Origin of the sequence: Nonomuraea sp. KM88 (genome assembly GCF_052245635.1) — a bacterium.
Taxonomy (GTDB): Bacteria; Actinomycetota; Actinomycetes; order Streptosporangiales; family Streptosporangiaceae; genus Nonomuraea.
In genome coordinates this window covers 56,271-71,000 of the sequence record NZ_JBQQCC010000002.1, presented here as the reverse complement: position 1 = coordinate 71,000, position 14,730 = coordinate 56,271, and the positions used below count along the sequence as shown (strand labels likewise).

12 protein-coding genes are annotated in these 14,730 nt (G+C 68.9%); 1 reads left to right on the top strand and 11 read right to left on the bottom strand.

Annotated features, from left to right (window positions below; all coding sequences use genetic code 11):
* Positions 1–84: 84 nt before the first annotated feature.
* The 11 genes from araA to ACTWPV_RS06025 form a co-directional block, all read right to left on the bottom strand.
* Positions 85–1,539, bottom strand: a complete 1,455-nt coding sequence (gene araA / locus ACTWPV_RS06075) for an L-arabinose isomerase (protein WP_443150947.1) — start codon at positions 1,537–1,539, stop codon at positions 85–87.
* Positions 1,536–2,183, bottom strand: a complete 648-nt coding sequence (locus ACTWPV_RS06070) for an L-ribulose-5-phosphate 4-epimerase (RefSeq protein ID WP_443150946.1) — start codon at positions 2,181–2,183, stop codon at positions 1,536–1,538. The genes araA and ACTWPV_RS06070 overlap by 4 nt, the downstream gene beginning before the upstream one ends.
* 320 nt (positions 2,184–2,503) lie before the next feature.
* Positions 2,504–4,135: a ribulokinase gene (araB, locus tag ACTWPV_RS06065; RefSeq protein ID WP_443151447.1), complete on the bottom strand. Its 1,632-nt coding sequence runs from the start codon at positions 4,133–4,135 to the stop codon at positions 2,504–2,506.
* Positions 4,136–4,191: 56 nt separating this feature from the next.
* The gene (locus ACTWPV_RS06060; RefSeq protein WP_347650292.1) at positions 4,192–5,241 is read right to left on the bottom strand and encodes a LacI family DNA-binding transcriptional regulator; all 1,050 of its coding nucleotides are present in this window, start codon (positions 5,239–5,241) and stop codon (positions 4,192–4,194) included.
* A 34-nt stretch (positions 5,242–5,275) separates the two neighbouring features.
* Complete coding sequence (mmsB, locus tag ACTWPV_RS06055) at positions 5,276–6,535, bottom strand: multiple monosaccharide ABC transporter permease (protein WP_443150945.1); 1,260 nt, start codon at positions 6,533–6,535, stop codon at positions 5,276–5,278.
* A complete protein-coding gene (gene mmsA, locus ACTWPV_RS06050) occupies positions 6,532–8,070 on the bottom strand; it encodes a multiple monosaccharide ABC transporter ATP-binding protein (RefSeq protein ID WP_443150944.1) in 1,539 nt (512 codons plus the stop codon). The genes mmsB and mmsA overlap by 4 nt, the downstream gene beginning before the upstream one ends.
* A gap of 61 nt (positions 8,071–8,131) precedes the next feature.
* A complete protein-coding gene (chvE, locus tag ACTWPV_RS06045) occupies positions 8,132–9,250 on the bottom strand; it encodes a multiple monosaccharide ABC transporter substrate-binding protein (protein WP_347650289.1) in 1,119 nt (372 codons plus the stop codon).
* Between the two features lie 195 nt (positions 9,251–9,445).
* Positions 9,446–10,483 (bottom strand): galactofuranose ABC transporter, permease protein YjfF, encoded by a 1,038-nt coding sequence (yjfF, locus tag ACTWPV_RS06040; RefSeq protein ID WP_443150943.1) that lies wholly within the window; start codon positions 10,481–10,483, stop codon positions 9,446–9,448.
* The gene (locus tag ACTWPV_RS06035; RefSeq protein WP_443150942.1) at positions 10,480–11,520 is read right to left on the bottom strand and encodes an ABC transporter permease; all 1,041 of its coding nucleotides are present in this window, start codon (positions 11,518–11,520) and stop codon (positions 10,480–10,482) included. Before ACTWPV_RS06035 ends, yjfF begins: the two co-directional genes overlap by 4 nt.
* A complete protein-coding gene (locus tag ACTWPV_RS06030; RefSeq protein WP_443150941.1) occupies positions 11,517–13,028 on the bottom strand; it encodes a sugar ABC transporter ATP-binding protein in 1,512 nt (503 codons plus the stop codon). The genes ACTWPV_RS06035 and ACTWPV_RS06030 overlap by 4 nt, the downstream gene beginning before the upstream one ends.
* Before the next feature lie 55 nt (positions 13,029–13,083).
* The gene (locus tag ACTWPV_RS06025) at positions 13,084–14,085 is read right to left on the bottom strand and encodes an ABC transporter substrate-binding protein (protein ID WP_443150940.1); all 1,002 of its coding nucleotides are present in this window, start codon (positions 14,083–14,085) and stop codon (positions 13,084–13,086) included.
* Positions 14,086–14,227: 142 nt separating this feature from the next.
* On the opposite strand from ACTWPV_RS06025, the gene ACTWPV_RS06020 reads away from it, so the two are divergent.
* Positions 14,228–14,701 carry a hypothetical protein gene (locus ACTWPV_RS06020; protein WP_443150939.1) on the top strand — a complete coding sequence of 158 codons (474 nt, stop codon included), beginning with the start codon at positions 14,228–14,230 and terminating at the stop codon, positions 14,699–14,701.
* The last annotated feature ends 29 nt before the right edge of the window (positions 14,702–14,730 follow it).

Below are 14,730 nucleotides of genomic sequence, written 5' to 3'. Positions count from 1 at the left end.
CACAGTCGTCCTCTGTCGATCCTGCCGGGGTTCGCCCCGCCCCGGCGGGCGGCGGCGCCGAGGAGGCCGCCGCCCGCCGGCCGGTCAGAAGCCCTGGGCCAGGCGGTAGTACGCCTGGTTCCAGCGCAGCTCCTTGGCGAACCGCTCGGTGGTCGTCCCGGCATCGATGATCACGAGCTCGACGCCGAGCATGTCGGCCAGATCGGTCAGCTCGTCCCGGCCGACGGCCGTGGACAACACCGTGTGGTGGGGCGCGCCCGCGGTGAGCCACGACTCCGTGGACGTGCGCAGGTCGGGATGAGGGCGCCACACCGCGCGGGCCACGGGCAGCTTGGGCAGCGGCTCGGGCGGGGCCACGACGTCGATCTCGTTGGCCACCAGCCGGAACCTGTCACCCATGTCCGCCAGGCCGACCACGATGCCGGGGCCGGGCTCGGCGTCGAAGACGAGCCTGACCGGGTCCTGCCTGCCGCCGATGCTCAGCGGGTGGATCTCGCAGGACGGGGTGCCGGCGGCGATGGACGGGCAGACCTCCAGCATGTGCGCGCCCAGGATGAGCTCCTGGCCGGGCGTCAGATGGTAGGTGTAGTCCTCCATGAACGAGGTGCCTCCGGGCGCCATGGCCTTGAGGGTACGCAGCAGCACCGACGTCTTCCAGTCGCCCTCGCCGCCGAAGCCGTAACCGTCGGCCATCAGCCGCTGCACGGCCAGGCCGGGCAGCTGGCGCAGGCCGCCGAGGTCCTCGAAGTTGGTGGTGAACGCCTTGAAGCCGCCGGTTTCGAGGAAGCCGCGCAGGCCCAGCTCGATCCTGGCCGCGTAACGCAGCGACTCGTGCCGCTCGCCGAGCAGCTCGGGGGCGACGGTGTACTGCTCGGCGTACTCCTTGACCAGCGCCGTCACGTCGGCGTCGGCGGCGGCGTCCACGGCCTCGACCAGGTCGTTGACGCCGTAGGTGTTGACGGACACGCCGAAGCGCAGCTGCGCCTCGACCTTGTCGCCCTCGGTGACGGCCACGTCGCGCATGTTGTCGCCGAAGCGCGCCAGCTTCAGCGTGCGCACCTCGGCCAGGCCGCGGGCGGCGCGGACCCAGGTGAGGATGCGCCCAGCCACGGCCGGGTCGCTGACGTGCCCGGCCACGGTCTTGCGCGGGACGCCCAGGCGGGTCTGCACGTGGCCGAACTCGCGGTCGCCGTGGGCGGCCTGGTTCAGGTTCATGAAATCCATGTCGATGGAGCTCCACGGCAGCTCCACGTTGGCCTGCGTGTGCAGGTGCAGCAGCGGCTTGCGCAGCGCGTCGAGCCCGGTGATCCACATCTTGGCCGGCGAGAACGTGTGCATCCACGCGATCACGCCCCCGCACGAGTCGTCGGCGTTGGCCTCGAGCATGATGCGCCGGATCGCCGCCGCGTCCGTGAGCACGGGCTTCCACTCCACCGGCATGGGCAGCTGCTCGGCGATCCGCCGGGACTGCTCGGCCACCTGGCGCAGCGTGTCGTCGCCGTAAAGTCCCTGGCTGCCGGTCAGAAACCAGATGTTCAACGCGGGCTCCTCTGTCCGTAGACGTTCTGGTAGCGGTCATAGAGGCGGTCGATGTCGTCCTGCGGAATGGGCAGCGGCTCGCCGAGCTGCCTGGCCACGTGGACGGTGCGGGCCACGTCCTCGCACATCACCGCCGCCTTCACGGCGGCCTTGGGATCCTTGCCGATGCTGAACACCCCGTGGTTCTGCATGAGCACGGCCTTCGAACGGTGTCCCTTGAGCGTCTCCACGATGCCCTTGCCGATCGAGTCGTCGCCGATCAGGGCGAACGGGCCCAGCGGGATCTCGCCGCCGAACTCGTCGGCCATCGCGGTCAGCACGCAGGGGATGGCCTCGCCGCGGGCGGCCCACGCCGAGGCGTAGGTGGAGTGGGTGTGCACGACGCCGCCCACGTCGGGCATGTTGCGGTAGACGTACGCGTGCGCGGCGGTGTCGCTGGACGGCGAGTGCGCGCCTTCGACGAGATTGCCGTCGAGGTCGCACACGACCATGTTCTCCGCGGTCAGCTCGTCGTAGGAGACGCCGGACGGCTTGATGACGAACAGGTCCTCGCCGGGGATCCGCCCCGAGACGTTGCCGGCTGTCCAGACGACCAGCCCGTAGCGGACCAACTCGGCATGCAGGCCGGCCACCGTCCTGCTCATGGCCTCACTCCGTTCGCCGGCTCGGTCGCCAGACGCCGCCGCCCTCCCCCGCTCAGGTCGCTGCGCTCCCGCCGCTCCTCCGGGCGACGGCACTCCCACTCCGCTCATGGCCTCACTCCGTTCGGCGGCTCGGTCGCCAGACGCCGCCGCCCTCCCCCGCTCAGGTCGCTGCGCTCCCGCCGCTCCTCCGGACGACGGCACTCCCACTCCGCTCATGGCCTCACTCCGTTCGGCGGCTCGGTCGCCAGACGCCGCCGCCCTCCCCCGCTCAGGTCGCTGCGCTCCCGCCGCTCCTCCGGACGACGGCACTCCCTCGCGGGTCATGGGTGGGCCTCGTTCCTGATGGTGCGCAGGGTGTGCAGCATGTGTCCGTCTCCGAAGAAGTCGTGGAGCTTGCGGTATTCGGCGTAGAGCCGGTCGTAGGCGTCGGCGCGGGCCTGGTCGGGCACGTACGCGGCCTCGGTGCGCTTGCCCATGGCCGCGGCCGCCTCCCCGATCGAGGGGTAGGCTCCGGCCGCGACGGCGGCGTGGATGGCCGAGCCGAGCGCGGGCCCCTGGTCGGAGCCGATGGCCGACAGGGGGCGGCGCAGCACGTCGGCGTAGACCTGCATGAGGAAGGGATTCTTCAGCAGGCCGCCGGCGACGACGAACTCCTCGACCGGCACGCCGGCCTTCTCGAACGTCTCCACGATCATGCGGGCGCCGTACGCGGTGGCCTCGATGAGCGCGCGGTAGACGTCCTCCGGCCTGGTGGCCAGCGTCTGGCCGACGATCACCCCGGAGAGGTTGTGGTCCACGAGGACCGAGCGGTTGCCGCCGAACCAGTCGAGCGCCACCAGCCCGTGCTGCCCCACGGCCTGCTTCTCGGCCAGCGACGTGAGCTGCTCGTGCCCGTCCGCGCCGAAGGAGTCGACGAACCAGGCGAAGATGTCGCCGACGGCGGACTGCCCGGCCTCGTAGCCCCACAGGCCGGGCACGATGCCGTCCTGGACGACGCCGCACATGCCGGGCACCTCGGCGAGCTGGTCGCTGGGCATGATGTGGCAGGTAGAGGTGCCCATGATGGCCACCATCTGGCCGGGCCGCACGGCGTCCGCGGCGGCGGCGGTGACGTGGGCGTCCACGTTGCCGACGGCGACGGCCACGCCCTCGGTCAGCCCGGTCCATCCGGCGGCCCGCGCGGTCAGCCGGCCGGCGAGGCCGCCGAGCGGGGCGAGCGTGACGCCGCCGGCCCCATCTCCGATCTGGTCGCCAACCTGGCCGGTGGCGAGCTTGGCGGCGAACCCGGCGAATCCGGGGTTGAGCGCGGCGAGGAACTCCTCCGACGGGTAGTGGCCGTCCTGGAAGACGCCCTTGTAACCGGCGGTGCAGATGTTGCGGCTCTCGACGCCGGTGAGCTGCCAGATGATCCAGTCGGCGGCCTCGATCCAGCGCTCGGCTCTGGCGTACACGTCGGGGGCCTCTTCGAGGACCTGCAGGCCCTTGGCGAGCTGCCACTCGGAGGAGATCTTGCCGCCGTAGCGGGGCAGCCAGCTCTCGCCCCGGCGCGCGGCCAGGTCGTTGATCCGGTCGGCGTGGGGTTGCGCGGCGTGGTGCTTCCAGAGCTTGGGCCAGGCGTGCGGCTCGCCGGGCGTCTCGAAGCACAGCGGCGTGCCGTCGGCGGTGGCGGGCAGCACGGTGCAGGCGGTGAAGTCGGTGCCGATGCCGATCACCTGCTCGGGCGCGACGCCCGCGGCGGCGACCGCCTCGGGCACGGCGGTCCTGAGCACGTCGATCCAGTCCTGCGGCGACTGCAGCGCCCAGTCGGGGCCGAGCCGTACGCCGGAGCCGGGCAGTTCCGTCTCGATGACGCGATGGGCGTACTCGTGAACGGCGCTGCCCAGCTCGGCGCCGTCGTGCACGCGAACGACCACGGCACGCCCTGAGAGGGTGCCGAAGTCCACTCCGACCACGTAGGTGTTAGCGTTCACATTGGACTCCAGGGGTTATCCGGGGGCATCCCCATCATCTACCGAGTTGGGGCGGTGCTCGACCTGACGACGAAGGCGGGCCGCACGACCAGGCGCTCGTACGCGGCGGGCCTCCCGTCGATGGACCCGCCGATCGGCCCGCCGGCCTGCCCGTCGATCTGCCTGAGCAGCACCTCGATGCAGTGCCTGCCCACCACGTCGAAGTCCTGCCTGACCGTGGTGAGCGGCGGCGAGAAGAACGCCGACTCGGGGATGTCGTCGAAGCCCACCACGCTGATCTGGTCGGGGACGCGCACCCCCGCCTCACTGAGGGCGCGCAGCACGCCGAGCGCCATCTGGTCGTTGGCCGCGAAGACGGCGGTGACGCCGCCCATCCGCGCCAGGCTCTTGCCCGCCTCGTAGCCGGCGCGCGGGCTCCAGTCGCCGGCCAGCGGCTCGGGCACGTCCCGGCCGGCCTCCTCGAGCACGGCGCGCCAGCCCTGCATCCGGCCCTCGGTCTCCAGCCAGTCGGACGGGCCGCTGACGTGCCACACGGTCTCGTGGCCCAGCTGGAGCAGGTGGCGCGTGGCGAGCCTGGCGCCCTCGATCTGGTCGATGCACACCACGGAGACGTCCGCGCTGTGCGTGCCCTCGACCGCCACGGCCGGCATCCCGGACGGCAGGTTCTCCAGGGCACGCGCGGCCGAGCGCTGCGGGGCGACCACCACCACGCCGTCGACACCCTGCTCGGCGAGGTAGTCGATGGCGTCGCGGACGCCGGCCGCGTCGATCGACTTCAGGCTGACGATGCTGACGAAGTAGCCGGCGCTCCTGGCCGCCTGCTCGATGCCGTAGATCGTGCTGGCCGGGCCGTACAGCGTGGTGTCGAAGCTCACCACGCCGAGCGTCCTCGACCGCTTGGTGACCAGGGCGCGGGCGACCAGGTTGCGCCGGTAGCCCAGCCGGGTGATCGCCTCCTCCACCCGGGCGCGGGTGTCGGCCCGGACGTTCGGGTGGTCGTTGAGCACCCGGGAGACCGTCTGGTGCGAGACGCCCGCCTCTTTGGCCACGTCAGCCATGACCGGCAGACGGCGCTTGGGGGTCGTCACGGTCTCTCCTTTCACTCGGCCGGGCAGGTCGCTGCTAGCGCGCGGCGCCCGCCCTGCGCTTGGTCCACACGTCGAAGGCCACCGCGGCGAGGAGGACGGCGCCCTTGACGAGCATGACCCGCTCGCTCGGCGAGCCGATCAGGGACATGCCGTTGTTGATGACAGCCATGATCAGTCCGCCGGTGATCGCGCCGACGATCTTACCGACGCCGCCCTGGACGGCCGCACCCCCGATGAACGCCGCCGCGATGGCGTCCAGCTCGAAGGCGTTGCCCGCCGTGGGGCCCGCCTGGTTGAGCCGGCCGGCGAAGATGATGCCGGCGATGGCCGACAGCACGCCCATGTTCACGAAGATCCAGAAGACCACCGACTTGACGCGTACGCCGGACATGACCGCCGCCTGGAGGTTGCCGCCGATCGCGTAGATCTGCCGGCCGAACACGGTCCTGCCGGCCATCAGCGAGTACGCCAGCACGAGCACGGCCAGCAGGACCAGCACCCACGGGAGGTTGTTGAACCGGGCCAGTTGCACCACGAGGAAGAGGATCAGCGCGGCGCCGGCCGCCATCTTCACCACGAACAGCGCCATCGGGTCGACCACCTGCCCGTACCCCTGGCGGGCGGTGCGCGAGCGCCACTGGGCGGCGACCATGCCGGCGACGGCGAAGAGGCCGACCAGCAGGCTGAACAGGTCGGCGCCGTCGAGCGGGCCGAGGCCGATGTTGCCGAGATAGCCGCTGGTGAAGCCGTTGGCGAGCGTGCGGACCTGGTCGGGGAACGGGCCGATGCCCTGGTTGCCGAGCACGGTCAGCGTCAGCGCCCGGAACAGCAGCATGCCGGCCAGCGTCACGATGAACGCCGGGATGCCGAAGTAGGCGATCCAGTAGCCCTGCCACGCCCCGATGAGGGCTCCGGCCACCAGCGTGATGAGCAGGGCCAGCGGCCACGGCACGCTCATGTTGACCATGAGCACCGCGGCCAGCCCGCCCGTGACGGCGACCACCGAGCCGACGGACAGGTCGATGTGCCCGGCGATGATGACGAGGATCATCCCGATCGCGAGGATCAGCACGTAGGAGTTCTGGACGATGATGTTCGAGATGTTCTGCGGCGTGAGCAGGGCTCCGTCGGTCAGCACCGAGAACAGCGCGACGATCAGCGCGAAGGCGATGTAGATGCCGCTCGATCGCAGGTTGAGCGACAGTCCGCCGAGCGACACCCGGCCCGGCTGCCGTGGCGATCCTCCGTCGCCCTTGGCGCCGACCTCCACGTCGGCGGGCGTGATGCTGCTCATGTGAGCTGCTCCTGTCCCTTGGTCATGAGGTGCATGAGGCGTTCCTGCGTGGCGTCCCGGCGCGGCACCTCACCCGTGACGCGCCCCTCGGAGAGCGTGTAGATGCGGTCGCACAGGCCCAGCAGCTCAGGCAGCTCGGAGGAGATCACGAGCACGGCCTTGCCCTGGTCGGCCAGGCGGTTGATGATCGTGTAGATCTCGTACTTGGCGCCGACGTCGATGCCGCGGGTGGGCTCGTCGAGGATGAGCACGTCGGGCTCGGTGAGGATCCACTTGGAGAGCACGACCTTCTGCTGGTTGCCGCCGCTCAGCTGGCCGACGATGCTCGACACGCTGGGCGCCTTGATGTTCATGCTCTTGTGGAACTCCTCGGCGACGCGATATTCCTCCATCTCGTCGACCCAGCCGCGCTTCGACATCCCGCGCAGCCCGGCGGCGCTGATGTTGCGCTTGACGTCCTCGATGAGGTTGAGCCCGTACCTCTTGCGGTCCTCCGTGGCGTAGGCGATGCCGTGCCTGATGGCGTCCTGGACGTTGCGGATCTCGACCGGCTTGCCGTCCTTGAAGATCTTGCCGGTGATGTGCACGCCGTACGTCCGCCCGAAGACGCTCATCGCGAGCTCCGTGCGGCCGGCGCCCATCAGCCCGGCCAGGCCGACGATCTCGCCGCGGCGCAGCGCGAGCGCAGCGCCGTCGACCACCTTCCTGTCGGGCTGGTTGGGGCTGTACACCGTCCAGTCCTCGATGCGCAGCACCTCGTCGCCGATCACCGGCTCGTGCGGCGGGAACCGGTTGTCGAGCGCGCGGCCGACCATGCCGGAGATGATGCGGTCCTCCGTGACCTGGTCGGTGGCCATGTCCAGGGTCTCGATGGTGCGGCCGTCGCGGATGATCGTGACGGAGTCGGCGATCGCGGTCACCTCGTTGAGCTTGTGCGAGATGATCACGCAGGTGATGCCCTCGTCGCGCAGGCCGCGCAGCAGGTCGAGCAGGTGCGCGGAGTCGTCGTCGTTGAGCGCGGCGGTGGGCTCGTCGAGGATGAGCAGTCTCACCTCCTTCGCCAGTGCCTTGGCGATCTCCACGAGCTGCTGCTTGCCCACGCCGATGTCGGCGATCGCCGTGGTCGGGTTCTCCCGCAGCCCGACCCGCTTCATCAGCGTGGCGGCCTCGTAGTTGGTGCGGTTCCAGTCGATGAGCCCGCGCCTCGCGCGCTCGTTGCCGAGGAAGATGTTCTCGGCGATCGACAGTTGCGGGCTCAGCGCCAGCTCCTGGTGGATGATGACGATGCCGGCGCGCTCGCTGTCGCGGATGCTCCCGAACTCGCACCGCCGGCCCTCGAAGGTGATCTCGCCCTCGTAGCCGCCGTGCGGGTAGACGCCCGACAGCACCTTCATCAGCGTCGACTTGCCGGCGCCGTTCTCACCGCAGATGGCGTGGATCTCGCCCCGCCGGACGGACAGATTGACGTCCTGCAGCGCCTTGACGCCGGGGAACGTCTTGGTGATCCCGCTCATCCGCAAGATTTGCTCGGTCATTACGCCCCTCGCTCGCAGGCGGGCAGGCCCGGGGACCTCGCCGGCCCCCGGGCGGCCGGCCCTACTTGAGCTGGTCCTCGGTGTAGTAGTTGCCGCCGATGATGACGTCCTTGTAGTTGCTCTTGTCCACGATCACCGGTTCGAGCAGGTACGAGGGGACGACCTTGTTGCCGTTGTCGTAGTCCTCGGTGTTGTTCACCTCGGGCTTGCCGCCCTTGAGCACGGCGTCGGCCATCTTCACGGTCTGCTCGGCAAGCTCGCGGGTGTCCTTGAAGATGGTGGAGTACTGCTCGTCGGCGATGATCGACTTGACCGAGGCGAGCTCGGCGTCCTGGCCGGTCACGATCGGGTACGCCTGGCCGCTGCGGCCGTAGCCGGAGCTCTTGAGCGCCGACAGGATGCCGATGGACAGGCCGTCGTACGGCGAGAGCACGCCGTCGACCTTGGCGCCGCCGGTGTAGGTCTTGGTGAGGATGTCCTCCATGCGCTTCTGCGCGGTGGCCGGGTCCCAGCGCAGGATCGCGGCGGTCTTGAAGTCGGTCTGGCCGCTCTTCACCACGAGCGTGCCGTCGTCGATCTTCGGCTGGAGCACGGACATGGCGCCGTTCCAGAAGAACGTGGCGTTGTTGTCGTCGGGCGAGCCGCCGAACAGCTCGACGTTGAACGGGCCCTTCTCGCCGTCCTCGACGCCGAGGCCCTTCAGCAGCGAGGTCGCCTGCTGCACGCCCACCTTGTAGTTGTCGAACGTGGCGTAGTAGTCGACGTTGGGGCTGTTGCGGATCAACCGGTCGTAAGCGATGACCGGGATCTTGTTGTCGGCGGCCTGCTGGAGCTGCGACGTGATCGCGGTGCCGTCGATCGAGGCGATGATCAGCAGCTTGGCGCCCTTGGTGATCTGGTTCTCGATCTGGTTGGCCTGCGTGGGGATGTCGTTCTCCGCGTACTGCAGGTCGACCTTGTAGCCCAGCTTCTCGAGCTGCTCCTTGACGTTGTCACCGTCGTGGATCCAGCGCTCCGACGACTTGGTGGGCATCGTGACGCCGACCAGGGCGCCGGCGTTGCCGGCCGCGGCGGAGGCGGATGCCTCGGCGTCGATCGTCTTCGTGCTCGAACCGCAGGCCGTCATGGTCACGGCGAGCGCGATGGCGGACACCACGCCCCCGATTCGTCCCAACCTCATGTCATCTCCTTGCGAAGGGGGTCGCGGCAGCGCTGGACGTGGCGGCTGCCGATAGAGCGGTGATTCCCATCACAGAACGTGACGAATAACAACAAATTCCGCGTTCACCACCGCCCGATTGTTATCGTTAACAAAGCCCTTGTCAACGGTCGCCCATAACTGACAGGTAACTTTCCCGAAACGTCTCCTCGCAGGTCAACGGCTTGAGCGGGCCGAGAACACCCGCTGCAACAGGATGAAGACGAACAACAGCAGGCCGATGAAGATCTTCGTCCACCACGAGGAGAGCGTGCCCTCGAAACTGATGATCGTCTGGATCAGACCGAGCACGAGCACGCCGAGCACGGTGCCGAGCAGGAAACCGCTGCCGCCGGTCAGCAGCGTGCCTCCGATGACCACCGCCGCGATCGCGTCCAGCTCCATGCCCACGGCGTGCAGACCGTAGCCGGAGAGCATGTAGAACGACAGCAACACCCCGCCGAGCGCCGAGCAGAAGCCGCTGATCGTGTAGACCGCGATCTTCGTCCGGCCCACGGGCAGGCCCATCAGCATCGCCGACTGCTCGCTGCCGCCGGTGGCGTAGACCGAGCGGCCCAGCCGGGTGTAGTGCAGCACGTACGCCGCCACGACCACCACCACCAGAGCGATGACCACGCTGGGTGAGATCCACAGATCGGCGAACAGGTCGATCCTGGTCTGCGCGAACGCCGTGAACGTCGCGTCCTCGATCGGGATCGAGTCGGTCCCGATCGTGTAGCACAACCCACGGGCCAGGAACATGCCCGCCAGCGTCACGATGAACGGCTGGATGTCGAAGGCGTGCACGATCGCGCCCATCACCAGCCCCAGCCCCGACCCGATCGCCAGCACCAGCGGGATCACCACGTACGGCGGCCATCCCGGCCCCGCCATCAGGCTGGCCGCGATCATCGTCGACAGCGCCACCACCGAGCCCACCGACAGGTCGATGCCCCCCGTCAGGATCACGAACGTCATCCCCACCGCCACGACCAGCAGGAACGCGTTGTCGATGAAGACGTTGAGCACCACCTGCCCGCTGGTGAACCCCTCGTAGCGGATCCCGCCCGCCACGAACATGGCCGCGAACAGGCAGCCGGTCACCAGCACCGGCAGGTACTTCGCGGGCACGGCCCGGCCCAGCGTCATCGTGCTCATGCTCATCGCCTCACTCCGTCCGGCGGGCTCGGCCGCCATGCGCCGCCACCAGCTCATGACCTCACTCCGTCCGGCGGCGCTCCCTCGCGCACCGGCGCCGGCGCCTTGGCCACGGCACCGGGCGGGGCGGTCCTGCCCCGCCCGCCGAACACCTTCGCGCGGAAGGACGGCGACTGGATGAGGCAGACCGCCGTCACGACCAGCGCCTTGAACAGCAGCGTCGTCTCCGGCGGCACGCCGATCGAGTAGACGGTCGTGGTCAGGGTCTGGATGATGAGCGCGCCCAGCACGGTGCCGCCCAGCGAGAACCGGCCGCCGGCCAGCGACGTGCCGCCGATCACGACGGCCAGGATGGCGTCCAGCTCGATCCACAAGCCGGCGTTGTTGCCGTCGGCGCTGGAGACGTTCGAGCTGATCATCAAGCCGGCCACGCCGGCGCACAGCGCGGCGAACGCGTACACCATGAGGATGATCCCGCGCGACCTGATACCGGCCAGCCGGCTCGCCTCGGCGTTGCCGCCGACCGACTCGATCAACATCCCCAGCGCCAGCCGCCGGGTCAGGAACGCGGTGATCCCCAGCACGGCGAGCACGATCAGGACGCCGAACGGCACGGTCAGCCAGTAGCCGCCGCCGATCACCTTGTACGCCTCGCTGTTGACGGTGATGATCTGCCCGCCGGTGATGAGCTGGGCCAGGCCGCGCCCGGCCACCATGAGAATGAGCGTGGCGATGATCGGCTGGATGCCGATGCCCGCGACGAGGAACCCGTTCCACGCTCCCAGTGCCAGGCAGAGCCCGAGCGCCAGCGCCACCGCCGTGAACGCGCCGGCGTCCTGGCTGATCTGCAGGCACGCCAGCGCGCCCGAGATCGCCACCACGGAGCCCACCGACAGGTCGATGCCGCCGGTGGCGATGACGAGCGTCATGCCGAGCGCGACCAGGATCAGCGGAGCCCCGAACCGCAGGATGTCGATCAGGCTGCCGTACAGGTGACCGTCCCTGACCTGGATCGACAGGAAGCTCGGGGTGAAGAGCACATTGAGCGCCAGCAGCAGCACGAGGACCGCCACCGGCCAGAGCAGCCGTCTCATGAGTCCCGGCCTCCGCTCGCGATCGTCTCCATGAGCAGGTCCGTGGTCAGCTCGTCGCCGTTGGGCAGCTCCGCCACCAGCCGCCGATCGCGCAACACCTCGACCTTGTGGCTGAGCCGCAGCACCTCCTCCAGCTCGGCCGAGATGAACAGCACCGCCACGCCGCCGTCGGACAGCTCCGCCACCAGCCGCTGGATCTCGGCCTTCGCGCCGACGTCGATGCCCCGGGTGGGCTCGTCGAGGATGAGCAGGCGCGGCTCCAGGATGAGCCACCTGGCCAGCACCACCTTCTGCTGGTTGCCGCCGCTGAGGTCGCGGACGAGGTGCTCGGGGTTGGGCGGGCTGATCCGCAGCGCCTTGACGTACCTGCCGACCAGTTCGTCCTGCTGCTCTCTCGGCACCGGTCTCGTCCAGCCCCGGGTGGCCTGGAGGGCCAGGATGATGTTCTCGCGCACGGTCAGGTCGGGGATGAGCCCGTCCTCCTTGCGGTTCTCCGAGCAGAACGCGATCTTGTGATGCATGGCCGCGCGCGGCGTGCGCAAGGACGCCGGCGATCCGCCGACCGCGATCTCGCCCGTGCCCGCGTGGTCCGCGCCGAACAACAACCGCGCGATCTCCGTACGGCCGGAGCCGAGCAGCCCGGCCAGGCCCACGACCTCGCCCTCGTGGATGGTGAGCGAGAACGGCTCGATGGCGCCCGCCCTGCCGAGCTCGCGCGCCTCGACCAGCGGGCGGTCGAAGACCCTGGCCTCGCCGTGCAGGCGTTCGAGCGCGTCCAGTTCCTGGCCGATCATCTTGGCGACGAGGTGCACCTGGCTGAGCTCGCTGGTCAGGTATTCGCCGACGAGCCGGCCGTTGCGGAGGATCGTCATACGATCCGAAATTTCGTAGATCTGGTCGAGAAAGTGGGAGACGAAGAGGATAGCGATGCCCTCCTCCTTGAGCCGCCTCATCACCATGAACAACTGCTCGACCTCGCCCGCGTCCAGGCTGGACGTGGGCTCGTCGAGGATCAGCACCCTCGCGTCGACGTCGAGCGCCCGCGCGATCGCCACCATCTGCTGGATCGCCAGCGAGTACGACGACAGCGGCGCCGACACGTCCAGGCTCAGCTCCAGCCGCGACAGCAGTTCGGCGGCCCTGGCCCGCATCCGCTTCCAGTCGATACGGCCCAGGCGGCGCGGCTCCCTGCCGATGAGGATGTTCTCGGCGACCGAGAGGTTCGTGCAGAGGTTGACCTCCTGGTAGACCGTGCTGATGCCGGCCTGCCGCGCCTCCAGGGGACTGCCGAACGCCACGGCGGCGCCGTCCAGTTCGATGGTGCCCGCGTCGGCGGGGTAGACGCCGGTGAGCACCTTGATCAGGGTGGACTTGCCCGCGCCGTTCTCTCCCATGAGCGCGTGCACCTCTCCGGGTGACAGTCGCAGGTCCACGCCGTCCAGGGCTTTCACGCCGGGAAACTGTTTGCCGATCCCGCTCATCGTCAGGACCGGCGCGGGTACGGCCATACGCCTTTCCCCTTCGCAAGTGACGGCCGGGGCCGGGGCGGCCCCGGCCGGGCGGTCAGTACTGGCGGGTGGACAGGACCTGCTTGGCCTGCTCCTGGGTGAACGTCGTCTCCTCGGTCACCACGCGGGTGGGCACCTGCTCGCCCTTGACGACCTTCTTGGCCAGGTCCATCAGCTGCGGGCCGAGCAGCGGGGAGCACTCGACGATGAAGTTGATCTTCCCGTCGGCGAGCGCCTGCATGCCGTCCTTGACGGCGTCCACAGTGATGATCTTGATGTCCTGGCCGGGCGTCTTGCCCGCGCCCTCGATCGCCTCGATCGCCCCGAGGCCCATGTCGTCGTTGTGCGCGTAGAGCACGTCGATGTCCGGGTTCGACTTCAGGAAGGCCTCCATGACCTCCTTGCCCTTGGCCCTGGTGAAGTCACCGGTCTGGGAGGCGATGATCTTGAACTTCGGGTCGGCCCCGATGACCTCGGCGAACCCGGCCTTGCGGTCGTTCGCCGGCGCCGAGCCGGTCGTGCCCTGCAACTCGACGATGTTCACCGTCTCGGTGGCGTCCTTGTACTCCTCCACCAGCCACTGACCGGCCTTCTTGCCCTCCTCGATGAAGTCCGAGCCGAGGAAGGTCTTGTACAGGGTCGTGTCCTTGGAGTCCACGGCGCGGTCGGTCAGGATGACCGGGATCTTCGCGTTCTGGGCTTCCTTGAGCACCGTGTCCCAGCCCGACTCCACCACCGGCGAGAAGGCGATGACATCCACCCTCTGCTGGACGAAGGAGCGGATGGCCTTGATCTGGTTCTCCTGCTTCTGCTGGGCGTCGGAGAACTTGAGCGTGATGCCCGCCTCCTTGGCGGACTCCTGGACGGACTTGGTGTTCGCGGTGCGCCATCCGCTCTCCGCTCCCACCTGGGAGAAGCCCATGGTGATCGAGCTGTCCGCGCCACCCGAGCCGTCCGCGCCGTCCGTGCCGGCACTGCCGCTGCCGCCACTGCCGCACGCCGCCACCGACATCGCGGTGAGCCCGGCGAGCACCAGCGCCGAGATCCTCTTTAACACGTGGGGGGTCCCTTCCTATGTGAGCGCTAACATACTGAGGTGGACGCCAGCGCCTCCTACCTTCCTGCCGGCCACCTTCTCCTGCTCGACACATCACGAGCGGCGGCCGGAAGCCGCGCTCCTTTTCGGTATGGCCCCGACTGTGAACGTTAACAAAGGGTCTCGTCAAGGGCTCGCCGGATTACGGTCAGGTCACGCGAACCGCCATGTACACCCTGCGGCACTGTCCACCACGTCGGCGCAGCGCGCCCTCGCCGTCCCGACCGCATACGTCACCATCAACTACTCAAATGCCCACGTCACCTACTTCTGGACCCCCAGAACCGAGGCAGGCGCTCAAGCGGCGCGGCTTTTCGTCCATTCCCGTGAACAGTGCGGCGATGCGTTCTGCACCATCCAGGAAGGAACCCCGGGGCGCTACCACATCTGGCGATTCAGCGGGTGCGGACGTTTCACGCTGCAAAACTTCAAAGGAGAATGGGACACACATAATCACGGATCGCTGACCGTGAACCTCCGCAACCAGCAAAGAGAGATCATCGCAAGGTACGCGGGCGGCAGGAGCACCAACGTGGTCTGGGACCCGTACTGGCATGTGTCGACCTGCAACCGGTGACGCGGGACACAGAGCCTCAGCGCGTCACC